The sequence below is a fragment of the Atlantibacter hermannii genome (assembly GCF_009907385.1).
In the GTDB taxonomy this organism is placed as follows: Bacteria; Pseudomonadota; Gammaproteobacteria; order Enterobacterales; family Enterobacteriaceae; genus Atlantibacter; species Atlantibacter hermannii_A.
This window is the reverse complement of sequence record NZ_JAAATR010000082.1, coordinates 20,449-47,229: the sequence shown is the minus strand read 5'-3', so window position 1 is coordinate 47,229 and position 26,781 is coordinate 20,449. Positions and strand designations below refer to the sequence as shown.

The 26,781-nt window shown below is 56.7% G+C and carries 23 protein-coding genes and 1 tRNA gene; 13 read left to right on the top strand and 11 right to left on the bottom strand.

Annotated elements, in window-relative coordinates; genetic code table 11:
• Positions 1-45: 45 nt before the first annotated feature.
• The 5 genes from GV764_RS18475 (at position 46) to GV764_RS18455 (ending at position 5,892) form a co-directional block, all read left to right on the top strand.
• Positions 46-327, top strand: coding sequence for a hypothetical protein (locus GV764_RS18475; RefSeq protein WP_161661396.1), 282 nt, complete (start codon positions 46-48; stop codon positions 325-327).
• A gap of 26 nt (positions 328-353) precedes the next feature.
• Positions 354-1,277 carry a homocysteine S-methyltransferase gene (mmuM, locus tag GV764_RS18470; protein WP_161661395.1) on the top strand — a complete coding sequence of 308 codons (924 nt, stop codon included), beginning with the start codon at positions 354-356 and terminating at the stop codon, positions 1,275-1,277.
• Positions 1,278-1,354: 77 nt separating this feature from the next.
• A complete protein-coding gene (locus tag GV764_RS18465; RefSeq protein WP_161661394.1) occupies positions 1,355-2,023 on the top strand; it encodes a YecA/YgfB family protein in 669 nt (222 codons plus the stop codon).
• A gap of 293 nt (positions 2,024-2,316) precedes the next feature.
• Positions 2,317-3,417, top strand: coding sequence for a NapC/NirT family cytochrome c (locus GV764_RS18460; protein WP_161661393.1), 1,101 nt, complete (start codon positions 2,317-2,319; stop codon positions 3,415-3,417).
• 27 nt (positions 3,418-3,444) lie between these two features.
• Positions 3,445-5,892, top strand: coding sequence for a molybdopterin guanine dinucleotide-containing S/N-oxide reductase (locus GV764_RS18455; RefSeq protein WP_161661392.1), 2,448 nt, complete (start codon positions 3,445-3,447; stop codon positions 5,890-5,892).
• Between the two features lie 44 nt (positions 5,893-5,936).
• Here GV764_RS18455 and tyrP read toward each other — a convergent pair whose 3' ends face one another.
• Entirely contained in the window at positions 5,937-7,148 is a 1,212-nt protein-coding gene (gene tyrP / locus GV764_RS18450) for a tyrosine transporter TyrP (protein WP_161661391.1), read from the bottom strand.
• 205 nt (positions 7,149-7,353) lie between these two features.
• Here tyrP and GV764_RS18445 point away from each other — a divergent pair, with 205 nt between their 5' ends.
• Positions 7,354-7,593, top strand: a complete 240-nt coding sequence (locus tag GV764_RS18445) for a YecH family metal-binding protein (RefSeq protein WP_161661423.1) — start codon at positions 7,354-7,356, stop codon at positions 7,591-7,593.
• Positions 7,594-7,623: 30 nt separating this feature from the next.
• Here the strand turns inward: GV764_RS18445 and ftnA are convergent, their stop codons facing one another.
• A complete protein-coding gene (gene ftnA / locus GV764_RS18440; protein ID WP_161661390.1) occupies positions 7,624-8,121 on the bottom strand; it encodes a non-heme ferritin in 498 nt (165 codons plus the stop codon).
• A 237-nt stretch (positions 8,122-8,358) separates the two neighbouring features.
• A complete protein-coding gene (gene yecR, locus GV764_RS18435) occupies positions 8,359-8,691 on the bottom strand; it encodes a YecR family lipoprotein (protein ID WP_161661389.1) in 333 nt (110 codons plus the stop codon).
• A gap of 233 nt (positions 8,692-8,924) precedes the next feature.
• Here yecR and GV764_RS18430 point away from each other — a divergent pair, with 233 nt between their 5' ends.
• Positions 8,925-9,563 carry an RpiB/LacA/LacB family sugar-phosphate isomerase gene (locus tag GV764_RS18430; RefSeq protein WP_161661388.1) on the top strand — a complete coding sequence of 213 codons (639 nt, stop codon included), beginning with the start codon at positions 8,925-8,927 and terminating at the stop codon, positions 9,561-9,563.
• Between the two features lie 35 nt (positions 9,564-9,598).
• Here the strand turns inward: GV764_RS18430 and GV764_RS18425 are convergent, their stop codons facing one another.
• A complete protein-coding gene (locus GV764_RS18425; RefSeq protein ID WP_161661387.1) occupies positions 9,599-11,011 on the bottom strand; it encodes an MFS transporter in 1,413 nt (470 codons plus the stop codon).
• A 218-nt stretch (positions 11,012-11,229) separates the two neighbouring features.
• Here GV764_RS18425 and azuC point away from each other — a divergent pair, with 218 nt between their 5' ends.
• The 3 genes from azuC to GV764_RS18410 all read left to right on the top strand — a co-directional run bounded on the left by azuC (position 11,230) and on the right by GV764_RS18410 (position 14,291).
• Positions 11,230-11,313, top strand: coding sequence for a stress response protein AzuC (gene azuC, locus GV764_RS18420; protein WP_085949471.1), 84 nt, complete (start codon positions 11,230-11,232; stop codon positions 11,311-11,313).
• A 156-nt stretch (positions 11,314-11,469) separates the two neighbouring features.
• Positions 11,470-11,718, top strand: coding sequence for a DUF2766 family protein (locus GV764_RS18415; RefSeq protein WP_161661386.1), 249 nt, complete (start codon positions 11,470-11,472; stop codon positions 11,716-11,718).
• Between the two features lie 248 nt (positions 11,719-11,966).
• Positions 11,967-14,291 (top strand): FdhF/YdeP family oxidoreductase, encoded by a 2,325-nt coding sequence (locus GV764_RS18410; RefSeq protein WP_161661385.1) that lies wholly within the window; start codon positions 11,967-11,969, stop codon positions 14,289-14,291.
• Between the two features lie 283 nt (positions 14,292-14,574).
• On the opposite strand, the gene GV764_RS18405 is transcribed toward GV764_RS18410, so the two are convergent.
• Both GV764_RS18405 and argS read right to left on the bottom strand, forming a co-directional pair.
• Positions 14,575-14,662 (bottom strand) — tRNA-Ser (locus GV764_RS18405).
• 202 nt (positions 14,663-14,864) lie between these two features.
• Positions 14,865-16,595, bottom strand: coding sequence for an arginine--tRNA ligase (gene argS, locus GV764_RS18400; protein WP_161661384.1), 1,731 nt, complete (start codon positions 16,593-16,595; stop codon positions 14,865-14,867).
• A gap of 193 nt (positions 16,596-16,788) precedes the next feature.
• Between argS and GV764_RS18395 the strand changes: the two genes are divergently transcribed.
• The 3 genes from GV764_RS18395 (at position 16,789) to GV764_RS18385 (ending at position 23,077) form a co-directional block, all read left to right on the top strand.
• On the top strand, positions 16,789-17,352 hold the full coding sequence (locus GV764_RS18395) for a VOC family protein (protein ID WP_161661383.1): 564 nt from the start codon (positions 16,789-16,791) through the stop codon (positions 17,350-17,352).
• A gap of 389 nt (positions 17,353-17,741) precedes the next feature.
• Positions 17,742-18,482: a copper homeostasis protein CutC gene (gene cutC, locus GV764_RS18390; RefSeq protein WP_161661382.1), complete on the top strand. Its 741-nt coding sequence runs from the start codon at positions 17,742-17,744 to the stop codon at positions 18,480-18,482.
• An 809-nt stretch (positions 18,483-19,291) separates the two neighbouring features.
• A complete protein-coding gene (locus GV764_RS18385) occupies positions 19,292-23,077 on the top strand; it encodes an FAD-dependent oxidoreductase (RefSeq protein WP_161661381.1) in 3,786 nt (1,261 codons plus the stop codon).
• Between the two features lie 34 nt (positions 23,078-23,111).
• On the opposite strand, the gene cmoB is transcribed toward GV764_RS18385, so the two are convergent.
• From cmoB to GV764_RS18360, 5 genes are all read right to left on the bottom strand, one after another.
• Positions 23,112-24,083 carry a tRNA 5-methoxyuridine(34)/uridine 5-oxyacetic acid(34) synthase CmoB gene (gene cmoB, locus GV764_RS18380; RefSeq protein WP_161661380.1) on the bottom strand — a complete coding sequence of 324 codons (972 nt, stop codon included), beginning with the start codon at positions 24,081-24,083 and terminating at the stop codon, positions 23,112-23,114.
• The gene (gene cmoA / locus GV764_RS18375; protein WP_161661379.1) at positions 24,076-24,822 is read right to left on the bottom strand and encodes a carboxy-S-adenosyl-L-methionine synthase CmoA; all 747 of its coding nucleotides are present in this window, start codon (positions 24,820-24,822) and stop codon (positions 24,076-24,078) included. The genes cmoB and cmoA overlap by 8 nt, the downstream gene beginning before the upstream one ends.
• A 39-nt stretch (positions 24,823-24,861) precedes the next feature.
• A complete protein-coding gene (locus tag GV764_RS18370; protein ID WP_125291902.1) occupies positions 24,862-25,257 on the bottom strand; it encodes an MAPEG family protein in 396 nt (131 codons plus the stop codon).
• A 69-nt stretch (positions 25,258-25,326) separates the two neighbouring features.
• Complete coding sequence (locus tag GV764_RS18365) at positions 25,327-26,145, bottom strand: DUF72 domain-containing protein (RefSeq protein WP_161661378.1); 819 nt, start codon at positions 26,143-26,145, stop codon at positions 25,327-25,329.
• Positions 26,142-26,708 carry a hydrolase gene (locus GV764_RS18360; RefSeq protein ID WP_161661377.1) on the bottom strand — a complete coding sequence of 189 codons (567 nt, stop codon included), beginning with the start codon at positions 26,706-26,708 and terminating at the stop codon, positions 26,142-26,144. Before GV764_RS18360 ends, GV764_RS18365 begins: the two co-directional genes overlap by 4 nt.
• Positions 26,709-26,781: the final 73 nt, after the last annotated feature.

Sequence of the window (26,781 nt, the reverse complement as noted above, 5' to 3'; positions counted from 1 at the left end):
ACAGGGCGTTGCAAAGCGCGTACCAGAGCAGCAAACCCGCTAAAAATGCCTCTTTCGAGGGGGGCGACAATCCCGTCTGCGCGAAAATGCGCCACCGTATGCACCAGTTCGGTGAATCGCGATTGCGACTTTCTGCTGACGGTGAAAGCGCTGCCGCCACGCTATGTTCATCAAAAAGCGGAGGAAATTATGATGGCCTGGCGACCTTTTCTGACTGTTATCGTGAATCCTCAACCTATACTCGTGGTGAACCGCTCACGCGCCCGGCTCAGGCTGGTAGTAAGCGGACCGTTTATTCTGGCGACGACGCGCGACAAGCCGCGCTGATTGCCATGCGATGCAGGAGAACTGGAATGCCGCTGAATAATCCGCTGCTGCCGTTACTGGCGCAGTCGCCGTTCATTGTGCTGGATGGCGCGCTGGCCACCGAGCTGGAGGTGCGCGGTTGCGACCTGGCGGATACTCTCTGGTCAGCAAAGGTATTAATGGAAAACCCTGAGTTGATTTACCAGCTACATCTCGATTACTTCCGGGCCGGAGCGCAGTGCGCCATCACCGCCAGCTATCAGGCCACGCCAGCCGGGTTTGCCGCCAAAGGCATTAATGAAGCGCAGTCTCTCGCCCTGATTAAACAGAGCGTGGCGCTGGCGCAGCAGGCGAGGGCGGAACAGCCCAACAGCCGCGCGCTGCTGGTTGCCGGGTCCGTTGGGCCTTACGGGGCGTATCTGGCAGACGGGTCGGAATATCGCGGCGATTATTTCCTCACGCCGGATGAATTTTGCGATTTTCACCGGCCGCGCATCGCCGCGCTGGTTGAGGCGGGCGTTGATCTGTTGGCCTGTGAAACGCTGCCGTCGTTTGCCGAGACGCGCGCGCTGCTGACGCTGTTAAGCGAATTCCCGGACGTCACCGCCTGGTTTTCTTTCACCCTGCGCGACAGCCGGCATTTGAGCGACGGCACCCCGCTTGGCAACGTGGCGACGCTGCTGGACGGGCACGATCGGGTGCTCGCGTTGGGCGTTAACTGCATTGCGCTGGAACAGACCACGGCGGCGCTGCAAAACCTTCACGCCCTCACCACGCTGCCTCTGGTGGCGTATCCCAATTCCGGCGAGCAGTACGACGCCGTCGCTAAACGCTGGACCCAGGGCGCGCGCCGTTGCCATTCGCTGGATCATTATCTGGACGACTGGCTACAGGCTGGCGCGCGGCTGATTGGCGGATGCTGCCGCACCACCCCGGCGGATATCGCGCGGCTGGCGCAGCGCCGGGGGTAATGCGTTCCCGATTCACCCCAAAATCGCGTTATAATTGCGTGAAACTGTGGGTAACGCACGCCAGAGGAGGCGACCGTATGAATCAGGGACCACTGAATGAAAAAGAGCTGGAATGGCTTGATGATGTCTTAGCGAAGTATGCCAGCGAACGCTCGGTGGTGGATGTTTCCGAGCTGGACGGCATGCTGACCGCGCTGCTGTCCGGGCCGTCGATGCCTGAACCCAGCGAATGGCTGGTGGCGCTGTGGGGCGGGGCCGACAACGTGCCGAAATGGCAGAACGAGCGCGAAATGGAGCGCTTTATGACCCTGGTGTTCCAGCATCTGGAAGACGTGGAAGATCGGCTGAGCGCTTATCCAGACCAGTTCGAACCGCTGTTTGGCGAACAGGACGTGGAAGGCGAAACCTGGATTGCGGTCGAAGACTGGTGCTATGGCTATCTGCGCGGCGCAGAGCTGTCGGACTGGTCGGCGCTGCCGGACTCCCATCGTCTGTCGCTGGATTCTATCGCCCTTCACGGACGGGAAGATAATCTCGGCCTGTTGGAAAAAATGACCCCGGAAGAGTACCAGCGCAGCATTGATGATATTCGCCTGGCGGCGCTGAGCTTGTATGAATACTGGTCGGAAAATCAGCATCCGGAACCTGACGCGCCGACGCCTTATATTGCGGAAGCTAAAGTGGGACGTAACGATCCTTGTCCCTGCGGCAGCGGCAAAAAATATAAAAACTGCTGCTTGCACTAAGCGCGAAATAAACCGGCCCGAAAAGCCGGTTTATTTTTTTAATTAATCACGCAACATAATGTTATTGTTCGTTGTATATTTATATATATAGCGACGCAATGATAATTTCAGGCACAACAAGCAGTTAGCTTACTTCTTAACCGCAACTTTGCAAAAACTCGATCAAAAGCACGTTTAACCCTTTCTGGTTAATACCACTTTTGTGTTACATCAAATCTTATATATCCCGTATCCCGCAAAATACCTGCCTTAGAACGATACACACCATTGATGGATTAATTGAAGGCAAGGTAATGAGTAAGAAATGGAAATGGATTATTGGGCTGCTGTTTGTCGGCGTTGTACTGGGCGGGGCATTGGCGGTTTCATCAATGTGGGTGATGCACAAAACGTCGGAAACCTCGTTTTGCCTCTCCTGCCACACCATGCAAGCGCCTTATGAAGAGTACCAGGGCTCTGCGCACTTTATGAACCAGAAAGGCATTCGCGCCGAATGCCACGATTGCCATATTCCCCAGTCCGGTATGGACTATCTGATCACCAAAATCCGCGCGAGCAAAGATATCTATCACGAGTTCGTGACCGGAAAAATCGATACCCCGGAAAAATTCGAAGAGCACCGGCTGGCGATGGCGCAAACCGTCTGGGATCAGCTGAAAGCCAACGACTCGGCGACCTGCCGCTCGTGCCACCAGTTTGACGCCATGGATCTGCAAAAGCAGAGCGCTGACGCGCAGAAAATGCATGCGCTGGGCATCAAGGAAAAACAGACCTGTATTGATTGCCATAAAGGCGTTGCGCACTTCCCGCCTGAAATCACCATCGACAGCAAAGCGCACGATGCGCTGATGGAACATGCGCGCCAGACCCCTGCTGATGCCAAAACAGTGTATCCGGTCGCGCCTGCGTCGCTGGGCAACCTGGGCACCGTTTATCCAGCCACCAAACTGGCCGTGGTCGGTAAATCCGGCGATGCGCGTGAAGTGGAAATTACCGGCAGCCAGATGCAGGGCGCAGAGCAGGTGATTTACCTGTCGGCTGGCCAACGCCTGGTGCTGGCAACGCTGACAGAAGAAGGCCAGAAAGCCGTTAAGGTTTCCGGCGACTGGGAAAAAGATCCGTATGGCAACGCCTGGCGTAGCGTGTCGCTGCGCGCGCCGCTCGCTGAGCCGGCGCTGGACAAACCTGACGAGATTTGGAATTACGCCAAAACCCTCGATCAGGCGTACTGCTCCGGCTGCCACGCCCCGATTTCATCCGAGCATTACACCCTCAACGCCTGGCCTTCCGTAGCAAAAGGGATGGGCGCGAGAACCGACATCAGCGCCGAGGATTTAGACATCCTGACCCGCTGGTTCCAGTACCACGCTAAAGATATCGCCACCAGGGAATAACAGAAAAGGATTAATAAAGGAGAACCTATGAATCTTACACGACGCAATTTTATTAAATATGCTGGCGGTTCCGCCGGTGCGATGATGATCACTTCCGCCATCCCGATGCAGGCCTGGGCAGCGGAAGCGCCGGGCAATGCGATCCTGACCGCCGGGCGCTGGGGCGCGATGTACATCGAAGTCAAAGACGGCAAAATTGTTTCTTCACGCGGCGCGCTTGCGAAAACCATTCCTAACTCGCTGCAAACCACCGCGCCGGACCAGGCCCATACGCCGTGCCGCGTTAAGTATCCCATGGTGCGAAAAGGCTTCCTGAACGCGCCGGGCAAACCCGATGGCAAACGCGGCAGAGATGAGTTTGTGCGCGTTTCCTGGGAAGACGCCCTGAAACTGATCCACGAGCAGCATGCGCGTATTCGCACCGAGCATGGCCCGTCTTCAATTTTCGCAGGCTCCTACGGCTGGCGCTCCAGCGGCGTGCTGCATAAAGCCCAGACTTTGCTGCAACGCTATATGAGCATGGCGGGCGGTTATACCGGCCATACCGGCGACTACTCAACCGGCGCGGCGCAGGTGATCATGCCGCACGTGGTGGGCTCCGTAGAAGTGTATGAACAGCAGACCGTCTGGCCGGTGGTGCTGGAGCACAGCCAGGTGGTAGTGCTGTGGGGCCTTAACCCGCTCAACACCCTGAAAATCGCCTGGAGCAGTACCGACGAGCAGGGCCTGGAGTACTTCAACAAACTGAAAGCGTCCGGTAAAACGGTAATCGCCATCGACCCGATCCGTTCCGAAACCATCGAGTTCTTCGGCGACAAAGCCCAGTGGATTGCGCCGAACATGGGCACCGACGTGGCGATGATGCTCGGTATTGCTAACGTACTGGTGGAAAAAGGCCTGCACGACAAAGCCTTCCTGGAAAAATACACCACCGGCTACGGCGAATTTGAAGCCTATCTGACCGGCAAGAGCGATAACACGCCGAAAACGCCGGCCTGGGCCGAGAAAATTTGCGGCGTTCCGGCGAAGCAAATGGAAATCCTGGCGGAAATTTTTGCCAAAAACAGAACCATGCTGATGGGCGGCTGGGGTATTCAGCGCCAGCAGTACGGCGAACAGCGCCACTGGATGCTGGTGACTCTGGCGGCGATGCTCGGCCAGATCGGGACCGAAGGCGGCGGTTTCGGCTTCTCTTACCATTACTCCAACGGCGGCAACCCGACCCGCAGCGGCGGCGTGCTGTCGGCTATTTCTGCCAAGATTGCGGGCGGATCTTCAGCAGGCAACGACTGGGCGACGTCCGATGCCGTGGAAGCCTTCCCGGTAGCGCGTATCGTTGAAGCGCTGGAAAACCCCGGCGGCAAATACCAGCATAACGGTAAAGAACAAACCTTCCCGGATCTGCGGATGATCTGGTGGGCCGGCGGCGGCAACTTTACTCATCACCAGGACACTAACCGCCTGGTGAAAGCCTGGCAGAAGCCGGAAATGGTGGTCATCTCCGAGTGCTACTGGACGGCGGCGGCCAAGCATGCCGATATCGTTCTGCCGATCACTACCTCGTTCGAGCGCAACGACCTGACCATGACCGGCGACTACAGCAACCAGCATCTGGTTCCGATGAAGCAGGTTATCGCACCGCAGTTTGAAGCGCGTAACGATTTCGACGTGTTCGCGGACATGGCGGAACTGCTGAAGCCTGGCGGCAAAGCAGCCTACACCGAAGGCAAGAGCGAAATGGACTGGCTGCGCGAGTTCTACGACGTGGCGCAGAAAGGCGCACGTCAGCAGCGCGTCAACATGCCGCAGTTCACCGCATTCTGGGAAGCCAACAAGCTGATCGAAATGCGTAAGAATCCGAAAGAAGAAGCCTTTGTACGCTATGCCGATTTCCGTAAAGATCCGGTAATGAACCCGCTGGGCACCCCGAGCGGCAAAATCGAGATCTACTCGAAAACCATCGAAGGCTTTAACTATAAGGATTGCCCGGCGCACCCGACCTGGCTGGAGCCGGACGAGTGGGCAGGTAACGCTAAAGAAGGCGAACTGCAACTGCTGACCGCGCACCCGGCGCACCGCTTGCACAGCCAGCTCAACTACGCTTCGCTGCGTAAAGAGTATGCGGTAGCCAACCGCGAGCCGATCTATATCCATCCGGAAGACGCCAAAAAACGCGGCATTGCCGATGGCGATCTGGTACGCGTCTGGAACGCTCGCGGCCAGGTGCTGACCGGCGCGAAAGTCACCGACGGCATCAAGCAGGGCGTGGTGTGTATCCATGAAGGCGCATGGCCGGATCTGGATTACGCAGGCACCGGGATTTGTAAAAACGGCGGGGCCAACGTGCTCACCAAAGACATCCCGACCTCGCGTCTGGCGAACGGCTGCGCGGGCAACACCGCGCTGGTGATGGCGGAGAAATACACCGGCCCGGCGCTGGAGCTGACCGCGTTTACCCCGCCGATGGGCGCGTAATCGCGTAACTGAAAAGGGCGGAAACCGAAGTTTCCGCCCTTTTTTTATCCTGCTTCCGGCAACAAGCCGGTGGCAATCAACGCCTGAATCACAATAATCCCGATGCCGCAGGCGAATATCAGCGCCAGCAGCGGCGTCCCGCCCATCACCCGATACGCGGCACCGCTGTGCTGTTGACGGCTTTTCCACACCAGCAACGAGGGGATAATCAGCGCCAGGATCGCCAGCGCCACCCCGGCATAGCCCAGCGCCATGACAAACCCCTGCGGATAAAAGAGCGCAAACACCAGCGGCGGCGCGAAGGTAATCAATCCGCTCTGAATACGCCCGGAAGCTTTGCGGCTGCGCTGGAACAGATCGCTCAGATAATCGAAAAGGCCTAACGACACGCCGAGAAACGACGTCGCCAGCGCCAGGTCGGCAAACAGGTGTACCGCCAGCTCGACGTGCGGGCTGGCGACCACTTCACGTACCGCCTGCAACAGGCCGTTTAATCCGCTGTGGTTGGCGATCAGCCCGCTGAAGGTGGCGGAATCAATGGCGCCCAGCGTCGCCAGCTGCCAGAAGATGTAGGCCACCAGCGGGATCGCGCTCCCGGTGATAAACACCAGGCGCAGCTTGCGCAAATCGCCATTCAGATAGCTGACCACGCTCGGCACGCTGCCGTGAAAACCAAATGAGGTGAAAATCACCGGGATCGCTGAAAGCGCCAGGCCTTTTTCGAGCGGCATCGTCAACAGGTTGGCCTGGTGGATATGCGGCATCATCAGCGCCAGCATCACGATCAGCAGAACAATTTTGGCGCTGAACAGCAGGCGGTTAAACATATCCACCATATGGGTGCCGATACAGACAATACCGCCCGCCACCAGGGTAAACATCAGCACGCCGCCGGAGGGCGTGACAGAGGTTGACAGCCACTGCGACAGGCTGGACGCCAGCAGCTCTCCCGCGCCGCTGATATAGGCGGCAGTCAGGGCATACATCAAAAACAGCATACTGAAGCCGGTCAGCCATTGACCGTATTTGCCCAGATAGCGGCGCGCCAGCGAGCCGAGGCCCGTATCGGCGGGCACATGTTGATATACCTCGACCAGCAGCAGCGCGGTGTAACACATCAGCGCCCATAAGCCGACCAGTAAGATAAACGTTACACCAAAACCCACGCCAGCCGCAGCCAGCGGCATCGCCAGCATTCCGGCGCCAATCGTGGTGCCGGCGACGATAAAAGTACTGCCAAGAGTGCGATTCTTCACGCTTCCCTCTGAAAGAAATGAATTCCATATTGAATTATGCGGCGCAGGGTATGTGAAAAATAGCGTTTCGTCAAATTTGAGTTACGCGTATCGTAACGGAATGTTTACATAATGAAAGGTGTATGATAAATGCGATTTCTTGCGGCCACACAAGATCGGTCCCCGGAAGAAGACGTATCCTGCGTTTTTTACCGGAGAGAAAATGATGACATCCATTCACGGTCATGAAGTGTTAACGATGATGCTGGCGGACGGCCAGTGCTGGACAACGGAACGCCTGGTCGCGGCGATTGAAGAAAAATTTGGTCAGGCAGCGCGCTTTTATACCTGTTCCGCAGAAGGGATGACGGCGGGAGAATTAGTGGAATTTCTGGCGGCGCGCGGAAAGTTTATCCCGGTAGATGAAGGTTTCGTCACCCATAAAAGTAAAATCTGTCATCATTAAAAAAGCGGGCGCAATGGCCCGCTTCATTATTTAAGCCTGGGCATCCAGAGTTGCCAGCTCTTTATCAACGAAATAAAGCCCTTCGTTGCTTTTACCCACCAGACGTAATTTATCAATCACCGATTTAAACAGTTTTTCTTCTTCATGCTGTTCGGCGACATACCATTGCAGGAAATTAAAAGTCGGATAATCCTGGCTGGTCATCGCGGTGTGGGCCAGCTCATTAATCTGCCGGGTAATTAACTGCTCGTGCTCATAAGTGGCATTAAATAACTCGTCAAGAGACGCGTATTCGGCGAACGGGCTGGCTATCTGCTTGATTTGCGGCAGGCTGCCGGTATCGGTCAGATAATCAAACAGACGCTGCATATGGCCCATCTCTTCCTGCGCGTGACGACGTAAAAATGCCGCTGCGCCTTCAAAACTGTGATAGCTGCACCAGGCGCTCATTTGTTGATAGAGCAGGGATGAAAATAATTCCAGATTCATTTGCTCATTTAATTTTTCAAACATTTCAGGTTTAAGCATACGTGCTCCGAATCAAAGGGCAGGGCGATATTGTGGGCTACTATAATTTGTTATTAATTCATTTGCAAAAAGTAACGTAAAAGAAATTAATAAGTAAAAATGCAAATGGTAATTAAAATCATTAAATAAAAACGGCGCGGCAATATCGATAAATAATACTGACGTATTCAGTGAAGTGAGCGGGAAATAATAGCCGTCATGCTAACTAAAAGGCAGCACGCCAGGTGCTGCTTTTTGTTAATAAACGGGCTGGCTGGCGGGTAGCGCGACGCCCTGGCACTGGTAATTCAGGGTCACGCTTTCGTTCAGACACTGGGTGCCGCTAATCACGCTACAGGTATAAATCGGGTCGCCGTAGCGTACCGCGCGATCGTAGCCCCAGTTCTGACACTGTTTTGTAGCGGTAGAGAGGGCCAGATAATCATCGATTCTGGCCCGTTGCAGCGCGGGGACGTTAAAACCCAGCTGTACCAGCCCCATCATTTGATTGCCGCCGGTCACCTCTGGGTTTTTAGTGATAGTGCAGCCAGTAAGGCTCAGAAAAAATAGTGCCGCTAGCGGTCGAAACATGGCGATTTCCATCAGAGTAACATACCACCATCATCGCACAGCGACTGTCATTCAATGGGTTAAATAGCGCCCATTGCCACGCTTATCTGTGCTTATCGTCTGACGCGCGCCGATGAAAATGTGAACGCAGTATTAATTTATAAAACATTTTTTCATTTATTCTGAAAGTGTGTTTGCCAGATGGCATTGTGCCGCTATCATAAGCAACTTAAGACATATGCTGGAGAAAACCGATGAAAATTGCACTGATGATGGAAAACAGCCAGGCGGCGAAAAACCCCATCATTCTCAACGAACTGAAGGCAGTGGCCGATGAGAAAGGGTATTCGGTCTTTAACGTAGGGATGAACGGCGAAAACGATCACCATCTGACCTATATCCATCTGGGCATCATGGCCAGCATCCTGCTGAATGCCAAAGCGGTGGATTTTGTGGTGACCGGTTGCGGCACCGGCCAGGGCGCGCTGATGTCGTTGAACATTCATCCGGGCGTGGTTTGCGGCTACTGCATCGATCCGGCGGACGCGTATTTGTTCTCCCAGATCAATAACGGTAATGCGCTGGCGCTGCCGTTTGCCAAAGGTTTTGGCTGGGGCGCGGAACTCAACGTGCGCTTCATTTTTGAAAAAGCCTTTACTGGCCGCAAAGGGGAAGGCTATCCGCCGGAGCGTAAAGAGCCGCAGGTTCGTAACGCAGGCATCCTGAACCAGGTGAAAGCTGCCGTGGTGAAAGAAAATTATCTCGATACGCTGCGCGCCATCGACCCGGAACTGGTGAAAACCGCGGTTTCCGGCGAGCGCTTCCAGCAGTGCCTGTTCGAAAACGGTCAGGATAAAGAAATCGTCGCCTTCGTGCGCGAGATCCTGGGCTAATAGCTCTACGGCGTCGTTCAGGCGACGCCGTTTATTTACCCCTTCGACGAAACCTGGTTACCGGCCTTTGCCGATAACCGCAGCGTATCCACCATACCGGCCAGACAAATCAGGGCGATAAACAAAAACGCCAGCCGAAAACCCATTCCCTGCGTGGCAGCCATATCCAGCCATTGCGCCAGCTTATCTCCCAGCCGAATACTGATCGCTCCAAGGGTGATCCCTAATCCTACTGCCAGCTGCGATGCGGTACTGAACAGCGTATTGGCGTAACTCATCTCTTCAGGCGGCACGTCTGCGAAGGCGAGGGTGCTGACGCCGGTGAACTGAATCGAACGGAACACGCCGCCGAGATACAGGATCAGCAGGATCAGCCACACCGGCGTGTGCGGCGTAAGCAGCGCACAGGCGATTAACGACAGCACATTCAGCAGGCCGTTAATCAGCAGCAGCTTTTTAAACCCCAGCCAGCGGATCAGCGGCGTGGTGGCGGGTTTAATGGTGAGATTGCCGACAAACACCGCCAGCACCAGCAGCCCGGAATGAAAGGGATCCATACCGAAACCGACCTGGAACATCAGCGGCAGCATAAAAGGCACCGCGCTGATGGAGGCGCGGAACAGCGAACCCCCATACATCGTCACGGCGAAGGTTTTTATCTTCAGCGCATCCATGCGGATCATCGGCCAGGCGCTACGGCGGAAATGCCGCAGGGAAAAGCCCAGCGCCGCGATGCCGAGCGCCATTAATCCAGCGGCTAACCACACGTCCGGCTGCTGCGCGCCCAGTATTTCCATCCCATACACCAGGCTTATCATCGCCACGCCGGTACTGATAAAACCCACGCCGTCGAAGGGGCGACGCTCCTTATCCATGAGCGCGGGAATCAGCCGCCACGCCAGCGCCATGGCGATCAGCCCGAGCGGCAGATTGATATAGAAAATCCAGCGCCAGTCGGCATAGCGGGTAATAAACCCGCCGAGCGGCGGCCCGATAATCGGCGCAACCAGCGCAGGCCATGTCAGGGTAGCAATGGCTTTAATCAACTGGTTTTTGGGCGTGGTACGCAATACCGCCAGCCTGCCCACCGGCACCATTAGCGCGCCGCCGATCCCCTGAATCACCCGCATGGCGACAAAGGCTTCCAGGCTTTGCGCCATCCCGCAAAATACCGATGACAGCGTGAATATCGCCAGCGCCAGAGTGAATACCGAACGCGCGCCGAACCGGTCAGCTATCCAGCCGCTGGCAGGGATAAACACCGCGAGGGTCAGTAAATAGGCGCTGATACCGATATTAAGATCCACGGCTTCTACGCCAAACGTGCGGGCCATTTCCGGCAGAGCGGTGGCGATCACCGTTCCGTCGAGAAATTCCATAAAGAATGCGCCCGCAACCAGCAGCGCCGTGGGGGAAAGGCCGCGTTGCGACGAGGAGACTTCAGCCATTTTTTCCTTACCTGATTAAAAAAAATTTATAATATTTAATATTTATTTTGTTGCCATAATGTAATGATTTTTATGGATTATTGGCGAACAACGGTTTGTTTATCGGTGATTTTATGTGATCAAAATCTCAAAATGATTGATTTTTGTGATGGTGATCATATTATTAGGCCATTGCGAGATCACCTGCACATAACAAACGAATAACAACGGAGCACACCATGAAACTGCGCGCTATCCTGAAAAGCATGTTCAAAAATTACTGCAGCACCTTCAAAGACGTCCCGCCGGGCGCGATGTTCTAAGTTCTGCTTAAAAAACCTGCTGCGGCAGGTTTTTTTTCGTCCCTGCTATGGGTATTCATCCAACTTATCAGTTAACGATATCATTCCCTGTGATGCGCAGGCTCGCGTTTTAATGCATTTGCCGTTACGCTGCGCTGCTAAACCAAGGAGAACAAGATGTCGCAACCCTTAACCCCAGAAGACGAGCTGGTCTCGGATATCGTCGCCTGTCAGCTGGTCATCAAACAGATCCTCGACGTCATTGACGTCATCGCGCCTGTTGAAGTGCGTGAAAAAATGGCCAGCCAGCTGAAATCCATCAACGTTGGGGCCAGTGCCGCCGCTGATCCGGTGACGGTGCGGGCGGTGCAAAAAGCGATCGCGCTGATTGAACTGAAATTCACGCCGCAGAACGAAGCGCATTAATCACCCGTGAAGTGAACAAAAGCCTGCACCTGTTTGCGGGCTTTTTTGTTTGCGTGAGACGAGATGATCGAACGGTAATTAGTTACAACATACTTATAGACGCCTCATGTTCCCCCGCTGCGGCGTCGAGGTCGAGGTCAGTCTGGCAGCGGCTACATCGGCGCCGGAAAGCGGTCCGCGCTTCGCATATCCCGTTTTTTTGTACCAGGCTTAAAGGCCAGATTATCTGCCAGAGCATGTGGAGCACCATGAAAGAGCAAAATCGTACTATCGGCATCGCGCCTTACGGGGGATCGGCAGGCGGATGGGGCGCGTTGAAGGCGGTTGCTGATGCCATTCGCGGCCAAATGTCGATGAAGCAGGACGTGATTGCCCTGTTCAAAGTTAACCAGCCGCAGGGGTTTGACTGCCCGGGGTGCGCCTGGCCCGATCCGCAGCATGCCTCATCATTCGAATTTTGCGAAAACGGCGCCAAAGCCGTCTCCTGGGAGGCGACCAGCAAACGCACCACGCCGGAATTTTTTGCCGCGCATACGGTGAGCGAACTCTGGGAACGTAACGCCTTTGAACTGGAAGGTGAGGGTCGTCTGACGCACCCGATGAAATACGATCCGGCAACCGATACTTACCAGCCCATCGAGTGGCAAACCGCCTTCAGGGAAATCGGCGAGCATTTACGCCGCTACGACGATCCTGACAGCGTGGAGTTTTACACCTCAGGACGTGCCTCCAATGAAGCGGCTTTCCTCTGGCAACTTTTCGCCCGCGAATACGGCACCAATAACTTCCCGGACTGCTCGAATATGTGCCATGAACCGACCAGCGTCGGCCTGCCGGAATCGATCGGCGTGGGTAAAGGCACCGTTGAGCTGGACGATTTCAATCACTGTGATTTAGTGCTGTGCATCGGCCACAACCCGGGCACTAACCATCCCCGCATGCTTGGCACCCTCCGTGAAGTAGCAAAACGAGGCGCGACGATTGTCGCCATTAACCCGCTGCGCGAGCGCGGTCTTGAGCGTTTCACCTCGCCGCAAAGCCCTGTCGAAATGCTTTCGCTCAGCTCGACTGAACTGGCCTCGACCTACTACAAAGTGCGGGTGGGCGGCGACGCGGCGATGCTGAAAGGCGTCATGAAAATATTGCTGTCGATGCATGAAGAGCGAGTGAATAACGGCCAGCCGGGGGTACTGGATGAAACCTTTATCCGCGAGCACACCGAGGGATTCGAGGCGCTGAAAGCCGATCTGGACGCCACCGAGTGGGCGCATATCCTGGAAGTTTCCGGTATGGAGCGCAAGGAAATTCAGCATGTGGCTCGCCTCTACGCCAGCGCGCAACGCACCATCGTTTGTTACGGCATGGGGATCACCCAGCATCAGTACGGAACCCAGAACGTCCAGCAAATCGCCAACCTGCTGCTGCTACGCGGCAACATTGGCAAAAAAGGCGCGGGTATCTGTCCACTGCGCGGCCATTCCAACGTTCAGGGCGATCGCACCGTGGGGATCACGGAAATTCCCTCGCAGACATTGCTCGACAGCATCGAGCGGGTGTTTGGCTTCAAGCCGCCGCAGAAGCACGGGCACGGCGCGGTTGCGGCGATTCAGGCGATGCGCGACGGCAAAGCCAAAGCGCTGCTCTGCCTGGGAGGCAACCTGGCGGAAGCGATATCCGACCCGCAGGTGACCTTCCCGGCAATGCGCAAGCTCGATCTGGTGGTGCATATGGCCACCAAACTCAACCGTTCGCATCTGCTGCTGGGCAAGCACAACTATCTGCTGCCGGTGATTGGCCGTACAGAAATTGACGAGCAGGCCTCTGGCGCGCAAAGCATCACGGTAGAGGATTCGATGTCGATGGTGCATGCGTCACGCGGATCGTTACAGCCCGCTTCGCCGCACCTGAAGTCAGAGCCCGCGCTGGTGGCGGGGATTGCCAAAGCGACACTGCCCAACACGGTTGTCAACTGGGACCGGCTGGTCGAGGATTACAGTTTTATCCGCGAAAAGATCGAGGCGGTGTTCCCGGCCTTTGCCGACTACAACGAACGGGTGAAAAAGCCGGGCGGCTTTCGGCTGTATAACGCGGCGTCTGAGCGCGTCTGGAACACGCCATCCGGTAAAGCGCAGTTCAACGTGATGCAGGGGATTAATGAGGATCCGCGCTCGCTGAAATGTCACGACCTGGTACTTACTACGCTGCGCAGCCACGATCAGTACAACACCACGCTGTATGGACTGAACGATCGCTACCGCGGCGTAACGGGACGGCGCGACGTGCTGTTTATCAATCCGGATGAGGCGGAAAAACGCCAGTTGCGGGTGGGTGACCAGGTCAATATTGTGGCCCTCGATCCTGACGGCAACCCGACGTCGCGGCGGATGCATAATCTCACCATCGTGGTGATTGATATGGCACCCGGCTCGGTCGGAGCTTATTATCCGGAAGCTAACGTACTGGTGCCGCTGGACAGCCACGATACCCAAAGCGGTATCCCGGCGTACAAGAGCATTCCGATTGCGATGGAACATATGGACGTCCCGGTGGAAACGGCCGGGACTCGGCGTTAGGCGGGCCAGTGGTCGAACCCCGGCCGGGGGTTCTCATCCCCCCAGGCATGGAGCGGATAAGAAAAAGGCCCGTACTGTGTACGGGCCTTTTTCAGAAATATGGCGGTGAGGGGGGGATTGACTCGCTTCGCTCGCCCTGGGGGCAGCCTGTTCGCTACGCGCCCAGTCTGTCCCACTGGCTGCGCCAGTGGTCGAACCCCGGTCGGGGATTCTCATCCCCCCCCCCGGGCACAGAGTTGAAAAGAAAAAAGCTCATACTTTCGTATGAGCTTTTTTCAAAATATGGCGGTGAGGGGGGGATTCGAACCCCCGATACGTTGCCGTATACACACTTTCCAGGCGTGCTCCTTCAGCCACTCGGACACCTCACCATATTGTTTTTGCTGCCCCACTGCGTGGGGCAACGGGGCGCTACTATAGGGAGTCAGGCTAAAACGGTCAAGCGGAATTTATCCTTTCGCGCGCGTTCGGTTAAGGGTTGAACATATTCACGCATTGCGAATAAAACATGTCCGCCAGCCGCTAAGACCCATAAAAAAAGCGCGTACTCGACGCGCTTTCAGTGAGGCAGAATTACATCCTTTCGACGGTCTGGATACCGAGCGTTTCAAGACCAATCTTCAACGTTTTCGCGGTCAGCAGAGCCAGCTTCAGGCGGCTCTGACGCACGCCTTCGGTTTCTGCGGTGAGGACAGGGCAGTGCTCGTAGAAGCCAGAGAACAGTCCCGCCACATCGTACAGATAGGCGCACATCACGTGCGGCGTCCCCTCGCGGGCTACGGTGGTCAGCGTCTCTTCGAACTGTAACAGGCGCGCCGCCAGCGCCGCTTCACGCTCTTCGGTAATATTCACCGGCGCGGTCAGCATGCTCTCTTCAATGCCCGCTTTACGGAAAATTGACAGCACGCGGGTATAGGCATACTGCATGTAAGGCGCGGTATTGCCTTCAAACGCCAGCATATTGTCCCAGTCGAAAATGTAATCGGTGGTGCGGTTTTTCGACAGATCGGCGTATTTTACCGCGCCAATCCCCACGGCGTTCGCCAGGGTTTCCAGCTCGTCGGCAGGCATGTCGGGGTTCTTTTCCGCCACCAGGCGACGTGCGCGCTCCAGCGCTTCATCCAGCAGGTCGGACAGCTTCACGGTACCGCCAGCGCGGGTTTTGAACGGCTTGCCGTCTTTGCCCAGCATCATGCCGAACATATGGTGCTCCAGCGGCACCGAATCCGGCACGTAACCCGCTTTGCGCACGATGGTCCACGCCTGCATCAGGTGCTGATGCTGACGGGAATCGATGTAATACAGCACGCGATCGGCATGCAGCGTTTCATAGCGGTATTTGGCGCAGGCGATATCGGTGGTGGTGTACAGGAAGCCGCCATCCTTTTTCTGGATGATCACCCCCATCGGCTCGCCTTCTTTATTCTTGTATTCGTCGAGGAACACCACCGTCGCGCCTTCGCTCTCCACCGCCAGCCCTTTGGCTTTCAGATCGGCAACGATACCGGCCAGCATCGGGTTGTACAGGCTTTCACCCATCACATCGTCGCGGGTTAAGGTGACATTCAGGCGCTCATAAGTGATCTGGTTCTGGGTCATGGTGATATCGACCAGCTTGCGCCACATCTCACGGCAGTATTCGTCGCCGCCCTGCAGCTTCACCACGTAGTTACGGGCGCGCTCAGCAAAGGCTTCGTCTTCGTCGTAGTGCTTTTTGGCTTCGCGATAGAAACCTTCCAGATCGGCCAGCGCCATTTCACCGGCGTTTTCGTTCTGCTGCTTCTCCAGATAGGCAATCAGCATCCCGAACTGGGTGCCCCAGTCGCCCACGTGATTCGCGCGGATCACGTTATGGCCGAGGAATTCCAGCGTGCGCACCGCCGCGTCGCCGATGATGGTGGAACGCAGATGGCCGACGTGCATCTCTTTCGCTACGTTCGGCGCGGAATAGTCCACCACGATCGTTTGCGCCGCCGCTTTCGGCACGCCGATACGCTCGCTCAGTACCGCGCTGTCCACCAGGCTCGACAGATACGCCGGATCGAGGAAGATATTGATAAAACCCGGTCCCGCGATTTCAACTTTATTAGCAATCCCGGCGAGATCGAGGTGGGTCAGCACAAGCTCTGCTAACTGTCGCGGCGGCATGCCCAGTTTTTTAGCAACGGACATCACGCCATTAGCCTGATAGTCGCCGAACTGTGCTTTGGCCGACTGGCGAACCTGAGGTTCACAATCGGCAGGTGCGCCTGCGGCAATCAATGCCTGACTGACTTTATCGGAAAGAAGAGCCTGAATATTCACCGGAATACCTTACGTTAAACACGCAGTTCGCAGCGGAACCGCGTTATGTCTATGGAAAAATAAGGCGGAAGTATACTGCATTTGGATTGCAGCGTCAGCAATGGCGCGGTGCGGTTGAAAAGCCGGTTAAAACTTGGTGGAACAGCCGCTTCAGGGTAGATTAACGACGATTTAGCGAAAACCGGAAACCGAGATGCAAGACTGGCAATCAATTGAAGAATTACAGGATATCGTGGCGGATTTGCCGCGTTTTACCGACGCCTTAACCGGGCTGGCCGCGCGCCTGGGCCTCGACATTGCGCCGCTGGATGCCGACCATATCTCACTGCGCTGCCACCAGAACGCCACCGCCGAACGCTGGCGCAAGGGCTTTGAGCAGTGCGGCGCGCTGCTGTCGGAAAATATCATCAACGGTCGGCCCATTTGCCTGTTTAAGCTCGACCAGCCGGTTAAGGTGGCGCACTGGGCGTTCAGCGTGATCGAACTGCCCTGGCCGGGAGAGAAACGCTACCCGCATGAAGGCTGGGAGCATATCGAAATCGTGCTGCCGGGCGAGCCGGAAACGCTTAACGCCCGCGCCGTCGCGCTGCTGAGCGATGAAGGGCTCTGCCAGAAGGGCATTGCAGTAAAAACCAGCACGCCGAAAGGCGAGCGCGAGCGGCTGCCTAACCCGACGCTCGCCGTGACCGATGGCGCAGTGACCATAAAATTCCATCCCTGGTCGATTGAAGCCATCGTCGCCAGCGAGCAGGAATAACTTCACGTGCGGCGATGGCGCGCCAAAGCCGCGCTACCGCCTCATCCAGCGCGGCGTCGCGACAGACGACGTGAATGGATAGCGCGCCTTCAGACGGGCACCCACCACGCGGTAGCGTTCATCAGGTGCCACTCCATAGCCGAAAACCCCCTGCACCCCGCTACGAAAGCGCCTCTGTCACGCCGGGCGCGGTGGGAAATTCCCTGTCCGCGACCCACACAGGCAACACGCTTTCAACGTATTAGTTCCGTTTGACGCTATCGCTGTGACGGCGGTCCGATTGTTGGTTGAAATTGAATGCCATGATACGTTGCCCTGCTTTATCGGTGCCTTCAGACGAACATTTGGCAAGGATGACACAACAGTTTTCACAGTTCTTAGGGGATTCAATGGCTTTACTGGAAATTTGCTGTTACTCGCTGGCGTGCGCGATAACGGCCCAATCCGCCGGAGCGGATCGTATCGAATTATGCAGCGCGCCGGCGGAAGGGGGGTTAACGCCCTCTGCGGGCACCTTAAAGGCGGTTCGCGCCCAGATTTCTATACCCGTGCATCCCATCGTGCGTCCGCGCGGTGGAGACTTTTGTTACAGCGCCAGCGAATTCGCCATCATGCTTGAGGATATCGCGCTAATCCGCGATCTGGGCTACCCCGGACTGGTGACGGGCCTTCTCACTGAGGATGGCGAGGTGGATATGCCGGGCATGCGCCAAATTATGGATGCTGCCCGGGGCATGGCGGTGACCTTTCACCGCGCATTTGATATGTGTGCTAACCCGTTCAATGCGATGGATAATTTACGTGAGTTAGGCGTGGCGCGGGTGCTCACATCGGGTCAGCAGGCCAGTGCCGAAAAAGGTATTTCAAAAATTGCGGAACTAATCGCGCACTCCGATGCTCCAATCATTATGGCTGGTGCTGGCGTACGGCCTGGCAATCTGGACAAATTTATCGCGCAGGGTGTGAAAGAGCTTCACAGCTCGGCGGGCAAGCAAGTCCCGTCCGCCATGCGCTATCGCAATCCGGGCGTATCGATGTCTGCCGACCCAGAGGCAGATGAATACTCCCGCTACTGCGTGGATGGTGAAGCCGTCGCTGCCATGAAAGCGGCACTGGCAACCGCCCCGTAATGTGAACCGTTTTTTTACCGCGCATCATGTCGCCCAATATGATGTTTGCTCGTACCAGGCCCCGGCATTTTGCTGGGGCTTTTTTTATGCCGATAAACGAAGCGGTACAAAAAAGCCACATCAGGCGGTCGTTAAATAGAGTGTGAAATGAACGTGTTAATAACATAATAACGTTAAGCGCGCTCTAAGCATTATTTATGAAGCAATAGCGCTGACGATGTTTATTGCGCTTCGCTTAAGCGGAATATATTTTATATCGGTAATAAATTTCCCATAAAATTTACCGCGTCGTATGGCGTAAATCCGCTTTTGCGCTACCTAAAGGAATTGCTAAAAGGTAAGTAAATAATTCAAATAAAATCTAATTATTAACGCCGGAACCTGGTGTGTTAAGCGTTGGGGAGAAGTGTTCATCTAATATCCTGTAAATTAACGTTATCCGGCGTGAGTTATTTTATAACAAACATTTCCGTGATGAAATATTTGTAGGAAGTGTTGCCTTGATTGCATTTTTTGTTTCGCTTAAACCTGACGCGTAAAACAAAAATTTATACCATTAACCGTTTATTTTATTGTCTGGATTGGCGTTATGTTAAAGCATGAGCCAGAATTAAACACCGGGCGAAAATAGCGTCTAATAATTGTTTGCGCTCTGACGAGTTTTTTTCTTCGTAGATTAACTTTCATTGAGCCTTATCTCAAGGTACAGGATGGCTATGCCTTTTTTATAGCCCATGTTGCCCCGATACCCTGAGATAACCCTCCCACGATCCCTTACTCAGGCAGCTATGGGCTGTTAAGAGAGGAAGATGGTGCTGTTCAGCAGTTTCTGGCAGGCGGGTTATGAGGGTGCCGATCATATCAACCGGCTGGGCGTGCCGCTTTCAATGAATGAGGCCACCGGTCATCTGGAGCGCGCGGCGGAGGATTACGGCAGGCTTAAGCGGTTTGATGTTGCCACGGTGCGGGAAAGCGTCGGCTGGCGGCTGGCGGATCGTCAGGGCCAGTATGATTTCTCATCGGTGGCGAAGCGCATGATCGCCGCCCGTGAGCATCACATCCAGGTAAGCTGGACCGTTTGCCATTACGGCTGGCCAACAGAGTTATCGATTCTGGAGGCGGATTTCGTGCCGCGCTTTGCCCAGTTTTGCGGCGCGCTGGCGCGCTTTCTGAAACCCTGGTATCGCGATGCGCCGGTATATTCGCCCGTTAATGAGATCTCGTTTACCAGTTGGGCGTTGTCGGTGGGATTTATCCCCTCGTCGGAGCCGCCGGGGGAGGAGACCGGCCGCGCCTGTAAACGCCAGCTGGTGCGCGCCGCCATCGCCGCCTGCGATGCCATCTGGCAAGCCGACAGCCGGGCGCGAATTTTACACTGCGATCCGATTATCCATCTGCTGGCGAACCCACAGGACGAGGCGTCGCAACGGCTCGCCGTCGCAGAAACCCACGCCCAGTATCAGGCGTGGGACATGCTGTGCGGCAACGAAGCGCCGGAACTAGGCGGCGCGCCGCGCTACCTCGACATCATTGGCGCGAATTATTACCACAACAACCAGTGGCAGGTTGATAACCGTCAACCTCTGCCCTGGCATTTAGGCGATGCGCGGCGCAAGCCGCTATTTGAAATGCTTGCAGAACTGCATCAGCGATACCGACGGCCGCTGCTGTTGGCGGAAACCAGCCATGTCGGCAGCGGGCGCGGAGCCTGGATAAATCACATTGCAACGGAAGTGGCGCACGCGCAGCTGGCGGGAGCGGACATGCTCGGCATCTGCGTGTATCCGATCCTCGATCGACCCGACTGGGAAGATGCGCAGGTCTGGCATCGCAGTGGTTTGTGGGAACCGCTGCATGAGGGCGCCGATCCGCTATTGCGAAAAATAGATTTCCCCTACGCGCACGCACTACGCCGCGCGCAACGTTCTCTTGCACATTTTCAGGGCCAGCATCGCTTGCGACAGGCTGGTAAGGGGCAAACAGTGAATACCAAGACGCTTATTGTTTTTAGTCATTTACGTTGGGATTTTGTCTGGCAGCGACCACAGCATTTATTAACGCGCCTCGCGCAACATTACCCTGTGGTGTTTATTGAAGAACCGGTATATGAAGAGGGCGCGGCGGGATTACACCGCGCCACGCCCGCGCCGAACGTCACCGTTATTCGTCCCCACAGTCCCGTCCATGCGCCGGGTTTCCACGATGAGCAAATCGCGCAGTTACAGCCGTTAATGACCGACCTCAGCAGTGAATTTCCCGAACCGATTATCTGGTTTTATACCCCGATGGCGCTGCCGCTGGCGGAGCCTTTTCATCCGTCGCTGATGATCTACGACTGCATGGATGAGCTCTCGGCCTTTAAAAACGCGCCGCGCCAGCTGTTGCAGCGTGAATCGGCGCTGTTGACCCGCGCCGACCTGGTGTTCACCGGCGGGCCGAGCCTGTACGCGGCGAAGCAGAACCGCCATGACAATGTCTGGTGCTTCCCCAGCAGCGTTGACGCGGTGCATTTCGAGCAGGCGCTGGATCGGCAAAACGCCCATCCGTTGCAGGATGAGGTGCCGCATCCCCGGCTCGGCTATTACGGGGTTATCGACGAGCGTATTGATTGCGGGTTGATTGCCGCGCTGGCGGATGCTAACCCAGCGTGGCAAATCGTGATGGTCGGGCCGGTGGTGAAAATCGACCCCGCCAGCCTGCCGCAGCGCGCCAATATTCATTACTTCGGCCAGCAGCCCTACCAGGCGCTGCCGCAGTTTTTAGCCGGGTGGGACGTCTGCCTGATGCCGTTCGCCCTCAACGCCTCGACCCGCTATATCAGCCCGACCAAAGTACTGGAGTATATGGCAGCGGCGTTGCCCATTGTCAGTACCGCTATTACCGACGTGAAAGTGCCGTATGGCGATATCGTCTGCGTGGCGGATGACTCTGAGGCGTTTATCCACGGTTGCCAGCAGGCGCTGGCCCTCAGCGACAGCGGACGCCAGGACCAGGCGCAGCGGATGAAATCGATCATCAACGCCACCTCCTGGGATTCGACGGTCGATGCCATGCATAAACTGATGGCCGAGGCATTACGGGAAAGCGAAACCCGCGACGACGCGGCTGTCGAAGCCCGCCCGTCGCCCGCCGCGCCGGGGGTCACTCGTATCCCTGCCACCACCAAACAGGATGCGCATTTCGCCCGCTGCCTGATCCTCGGCGCGGGGCCCACCGGTCTGAGCGCCGCGCTGCATATCGGTAGTGAAGCGGTACTGCTGGAAAAAAACGCCACGGTAGGCGGCTGGTGCCGCTCGGTAGAGGACAACGGGTTCACCTTCGATTACGCGGGCCACATTATGTTTTCCGCCGATCCGTACGTGCTGGAAATGTATGAACTGCTGTTGAAAGACAATCTGCACTGGCAGGATCGTGAAGCCTGGGTTTACAGCCAGAACACCTATACCCGCTACCCGTTCCAGGGCGCATTGTACGGATTGCCCGCGCCGGTGATCAAAGAGTGCATTCTTGGCGCGGTGGAGGCGCAATACAACGCCGCAAACCGCCTGCAACCGGCGAATGCGTCCGCGCTGAAAATGGAAGATTGCTGCGGCGACGGGGCCGTGCCGCAGGATGATTGCACGCTCACCGCGCGGGATAAACGCGCCGCCAACTTTGAGCAGTTTATCTACCAGACCTGGGGAGCCGGCATTGCCAGGTATTTCGCCGTTCCCTACAACCAAAAATTGTGGAAAGTCCCGTTGTCGGAAATGGAGACGTCCTGGCTTGGCGGGCGGGTGCCGCTGCCGGATATCGGGCAGATCATCGACGGCGCGCTGGCTCCCAGCACGAAGCCCGTCGGTCCTAACGCCCGTTTTGGCTACCCCTTGCGCGGCGGCTTCCAGGCGCTGATGTCCGGTTTTCTGCCGCTGCTGAAAGGCAAGCTGGAAACCAACGCCAAAATCATCAAACTGCTGCCGCGCGAACATATCGCGGTGCTGGCGGATGGGCGGCGCTATCGCTATGAACAACTGATCAGCACCATGCCGCTGCCGGTACTGGTCAATATGCTCGACGGCGACGTGCCCGCAGAGGTGCTCAGCGCCGCCAGGGGATTGCGACACACCTCGGTGCGCTGCGTCAATCTGGGTATCGGACGTCGCGATCTTACCGAGAAGCACTGGGTTTATTACCCGGAAGAGACCATTTTCCACCGCATCTTCGTGCAGGGTAACGCCAGCCCTTACTGTAATCCGCCGGGCGGGTGCGGCCTGACCTGCGAAATCACCTATTCCCAGGACGTGCCGCTGCCGGTAGACGGACAGGCGCTGATCGACCGCTGCATCGAAGAGTGCATCAGGGTGGGCATGATTAACGCCGATGACGAGATCCTCACCGCCAATCTGGTGGATATCCCCTACGCCTACGTGATCTATGACCACGCGCGGGCGGCGAACGTCGAAACGGTGCGCCAGTGGCTGCTGAACTATGACGTCATCCTGGCGGGGCGTTACAGCGAGTGGGAGTATTACAATTCGGATCACGCCTTCCTGGCGGGCAAAAAGGCAGCGGAGAAAGTGGCGTCACGCCTGAAACGCGTGGGCGCAGGGATGTAATCGTCAGGCCGCCGGGTCACCGGCGGCCACTGCATCAGGGCTTGCGGGCCACCAGCACCGCGCGCAGCGGGGCAGGGTAGCCTTCAATGGTTTTGCTGTGGTCGTCCGGCGACAGGAACGCCTCCAGCGAATCGGTGGTCATCCAGCCGGTGCGGCGCTGCTCTTCCAGCGAGGTCACACAGTGATCGACAATGCGCACATCGACGAACCCGCATTTTTCCAGCCAGTTTTTCAGCGCCAGCGCGGACGGAATAAAATAGACGTTGCGCATCTGCGCGTAGCGATCGCCCGGCACCAGCACGGTGTTTTCATCACCTTCCACCACCAGGGTTTCCAGCACCAGTTCGCCTTCAGAGACCAGTTGATCTTTTAACTGCCACAGGTGATCCAGCGGCGAGCGGCGGTGATACAGCACGCCCATCGAGAACACAGTATCAAATGCTTTTAGGGCCGGTAGCTGCTCGATGCCCAGCGGCAGCAGATGCGCGCGCTGGTCGTCGCCCAGCAGCTTGCGCACCGCTTCGAACTGGCACAGGAACAGTTGCATCGGATCGATGCCCACCGCCAGATGCGCGCCCGCGCCGATCATCCGCCACAGATGATAGCCGCTGCCGCAGCCCACGTCGAGGATGGTGCGGCCTTCCAGCGGCGACAGGTGCGGCAGCACGCGCTCCCATTTCCAGTCTGAGCGCCATTCGGTATCGATATCCACGCCATACAGCGAAAACGGCCCTTTGCGCCACGGCATGAGATTGCGCAGCAGGGTTTCAATGCGCTGGCGATGTCCGTCGCTCAGCGGCTGTTCCGACTGCGCGGTGACGCTGTGCAGCAAATCGAGATAATGCGGGGTCAGGGTCGGCAGGTGTTCAACGCTGCTGTGCCAGAGTTTGAACTGGCCGTGCAGCGACTCGCGCTGCCACTGGGCGATCTGCGCCGGCAGCGTTTCCAGCCACGGCGCCAGCGGGCTGCAGGCGATGCGCTGGTAAAATTTACCGAAATCAATCATGGTTGCCACCCGCTTTCAGGGCCACCAGCGAGCCAAAGTTAAAGCACTGGAACCACAGTTCGCAGTGCTCAAAACCGGCCTGATGCAGGCGTGTTTTGTGGGTTTCCACCGAATCAGTGAGCATCACGTTTTCCAGCATGCTGCGCTTCTGGCTGATTTCCAGCTCGCTGTAGCCGTTGGCGCGTTTAAAATCGTGGTGCATGTTGAACAGCAGATCGCCCACTTCGCTGTCTTCAAAACTGAATTTTTCCGACAGCACCAGCGCGCCGCCGGGGATCAGCCCCTGATAGATTTTGTTCAGCAGCGTCTGGCGATCGGCCGGATTGAGGAACTGGAGGGTGAAGTTAAGCACCACCATGGAGGCGTTTTCGATGGCGATATTCTGGATATCGTCTTCGACCACCTGCACCGGCGTCTGGGCTTTAAAGGCATCGATATGGCGGCGGCAGCGCTCCACCATGGCGGCGGAGTTGTCGACGGCAATAATCTGGCAGCCTTCATGGGAAATATTGCGGCGCACCGACAGCGTCGCCGCGCCCAGCGAACAGCCCAAATCGTAAACCTGCGTATTCGGCTTCACGAAGCGGCCTGCCAGCATACCGATCATCGAGATAATATTCGAATAGCCAGGGACGGAACGCTGGATCATGTCGGGGAAGACTTCAGCCACGCGTTCATCAAAGGTCCAGTCGCCGAGTTTAGCTACCGGCGCAGAGAAAAGGGTGTCGCGGTCAGACATACAAAAATTCCGGGAATAACGAAAGGCGCGTATTTTGCGCTAATGAATCGAGAAAACCAACTCCCACGGCATATACCAGACGTTAGCCAGCACCATCAGCAACATCGAAACCCAGGTAGCGCTGGCTCCGGAGCGCCGCCAGCGGATCAGCCGGTGGTGATAGCCGTAGTAGTGCAGCAGGCGTCCGATAATCATCAAAATGCCGCAAACGTGCACCATCCAGGTCTCCGCGCCGTTCATTTCCATAAACAGCAGCAGGAGCAGCGCCACGGGGATATTTTCAACCGCGTTACCGTGAATACGGATCACGCTTTGCAGTTCGCTAAAGCCGCCATCGCCGTAAGAAACGCGGTATTGCATGCGCATGCGCACCACGTCCAGAGAAAACTTAAGCAGTAACAACGCTCCCAACACGGCATACAGCGCGCTGACCATACAAACTCCCTTTAGAACCAAAAATGGCTTTACGTATCATAGCCTGGAGTCACGGGAACTCTCCACCGCCTAAAGGAGTGAGTTTTGATGGGGGATAGCAGGCTCGCGTCCGATGCCGGTTAACGCGGCCTGCATTGTCGGCCACAAGGTATGCACCAGCTCCGGCGCCTGGGCAATATCGGGGGTGTGTAAAAACAGGTACGGCGTGGTGGTCTGTTGCCAGTCAGCGAGTTTACCCAGCCAGGCCTCGAAAAACTCGGCATTACGCGCCATATCGTCACTGCCGATAAACCGCACCATCGGATTTTCTGCCGTTACCAGCGCATGCACCGGCACCTTAGGTTTTTTGCGCTGGGCGTCGATGATTTCCTGCGTGGTGGGGATCGCCGAATGCACCGGACGGCTGTCTAGCATCACCCGGTTGACGCCGCGCTGGCGGAGGCCGCGATTCAGCGCCTGTTCCGCGTCGCCTTTGGCGAAAAACGCCGGGTGGCGCACTTCCACGCCGTAAGTGAATTCGCCAGGCAGCCCGCCGAGAAACGCCCACAGCGCCGGGAGATCCTGCGGGCCAAACGTCGCCGGGAGCTGTAACCAGTACTGGCCGATGCGCCCGGCGAGCGGGGATAAGCGGGTGAAAAATTCCTGCGTGAGATCCTCGCACTGGCGCAGCGCGGCCTGGTGGGAAATGGTCGCCGGAAATTTAAAACAGAAGCGGAAATCGTCGGTGGTCTGGGCGCGCCAGCGTTCAACAATCTCCGCTTTCGGCAGGGCGTACAGGGTGGTATTGCCCTCCACGCAATTAAAGTGGCGGGCGTAATCCTCCAGCGTACTGATACCGAGCCGCCCCCATTTGGGGTGCGACCACTGCGGCAGGCCGATATAGATCATAGGGCGGCGATGATCTCCTCCACCGAACGCACGCGGGCGATGCGGGGGAATATATGGCTGAAACTGTTCTGGTGTTGCCCGGCGCTGGCCGCGCTGCAGGCGTCTTCCGCCAGGATAAGCGAGAAGCCAAGCTCCCAGGCGTTGCGCGCGGTGGATTCCACGCCGATATTGGTGGAGATCCCGCACAGCACGATGGTGTCGATACCGCGGCGACGCAGCTGCAACTCCAGGTCGGTGCCGTAGAATGCGCCCCACTGGCGTTTGATGACTTCAATATCGCTGTCGCGTTTTCCTAAGGCCACCGGGTAGTGCCACCATTCCTGCGGCAGCGCCTGGGCAGGGGCGGGGGCATCCACCGGCTGCTTCAGCGCTTCGGCGAAATCGGGCGACCAGCCCACGCGCACCATCACCACCGGCGCGCCGTTGGCGCGAAAGTGTTCTGCCAGCCGCGCGCTGCGGGCGACCACCTCGTCGGCAGTGTGGGGGCCACCGGCGAACGGCAGAATGCCTTCCTGCAAATCGATAATCACTAAGGCGGTAGAGGCGGTGTTTAACGTCAGCATAGTCATCTCTTCATTATGGGAAATTTTCGTTACCTTACCTGCACCTGAGGGCGGATCGGGCCGCAAATTTTGT

Coding starts and splice junctions, on each gene's coding strand:
- GV764_RS18475 (WP_161661396.1), top strand. CDS start 46: ATGCCTCTTTCGAGGGGGGCGACAATCCCGTCTGCGCGAAAATGCGCC.
- mmuM (WP_161661395.1), top strand. CDS start 354: ATGCCGCTGAATAATCCGCTGCTGCCGTTACTGGCGCAGTCGCCGTTC.
- GV764_RS18465 (WP_161661394.1), top strand. CDS start 1,355: ATGAATCAGGGACCACTGAATGAAAAAGAGCTGGAATGGCTTGATGAT.
- GV764_RS18460 (WP_161661393.1), top strand. CDS start 2,317: ATGAGTAAGAAATGGAAATGGATTATTGGGCTGCTGTTTGTCGGCGTT.
- GV764_RS18455 (WP_161661392.1), top strand. CDS start 3,445: ATGAATCTTACACGACGCAATTTTATTAAATATGCTGGCGGTTCCGCC.
- GV764_RS18445 (WP_161661423.1), top strand. CDS start 7,354: ATGACATCCATTCACGGTCATGAAGTGTTAACGATGATGCTGGCGGAC.
- ftnA (WP_161661390.1), bottom strand. CDS start 8,121: ATGCTTAAACCTGAAATGTTTGAAAAATTAAATGAGCAAATGAATCTG.
- yecR (WP_161661389.1), bottom strand. CDS start 8,691: ATGTTTCGACCGCTAGCGGCACTATTTTTTCTGAGCCTTACTGGCTGC.
- GV764_RS18430 (WP_161661388.1), top strand. CDS start 8,925: ATGAAAATTGCACTGATGATGGAAAACAGCCAGGCGGCGAAAAACCCC.
- GV764_RS18425 (WP_161661387.1), bottom strand. CDS start 11,011: ATGGCTGAAGTCTCCTCGTCGCAACGCGGCCTTTCCCCCACGGCGCTG.
- azuC (WP_085949471.1), top strand. CDS start 11,230: ATGAAACTGCGCGCTATCCTGAAAAGCATGTTCAAAAATTACTGCAGC.
- GV764_RS18415 (WP_161661386.1), top strand. CDS start 11,470: ATGTCGCAACCCTTAACCCCAGAAGACGAGCTGGTCTCGGATATCGTC.
- GV764_RS18410 (WP_161661385.1), top strand. CDS start 11,967: ATGAAAGAGCAAAATCGTACTATCGGCATCGCGCCTTACGGGGGATCG.
- GV764_RS18395 (WP_161661383.1), top strand. CDS start 16,789: ATGCAAGACTGGCAATCAATTGAAGAATTACAGGATATCGTGGCGGAT.
- cutC (WP_161661382.1), top strand. CDS start 17,742: ATGGCTTTACTGGAAATTTGCTGTTACTCGCTGGCGTGCGCGATAACG.
- GV764_RS18385 (WP_161661381.1), top strand. CDS start 19,292: ATGGTGCTGTTCAGCAGTTTCTGGCAGGCGGGTTATGAGGGTGCCGAT.
- cmoB (WP_161661380.1), bottom strand. CDS start 24,083: ATGATTGATTTCGGTAAATTTTACCAGCGCATCGCCTGCAGCCCGCTG.
- cmoA (WP_161661379.1), bottom strand. CDS start 24,822: ATGTCTGACCGCGACACCCTTTTCTCTGCGCCGGTAGCTAAACTCGGC.
- GV764_RS18370 (WP_125291902.1), bottom strand. CDS start 25,257: ATGGTCAGCGCGCTGTATGCCGTGTTGGGAGCGTTGTTACTGCTTAAG.
- GV764_RS18365 (WP_161661378.1), bottom strand. CDS start 26,145: ATGATCTATATCGGCCTGCCGCAGTGGTCGCACCCCAAATGGGGGCGG.
- GV764_RS18360 (WP_161661377.1), bottom strand. CDS start 26,708: ATGCTGACGTTAAACACCGCCTCTACCGCCTTAGTGATTATCGATTTG.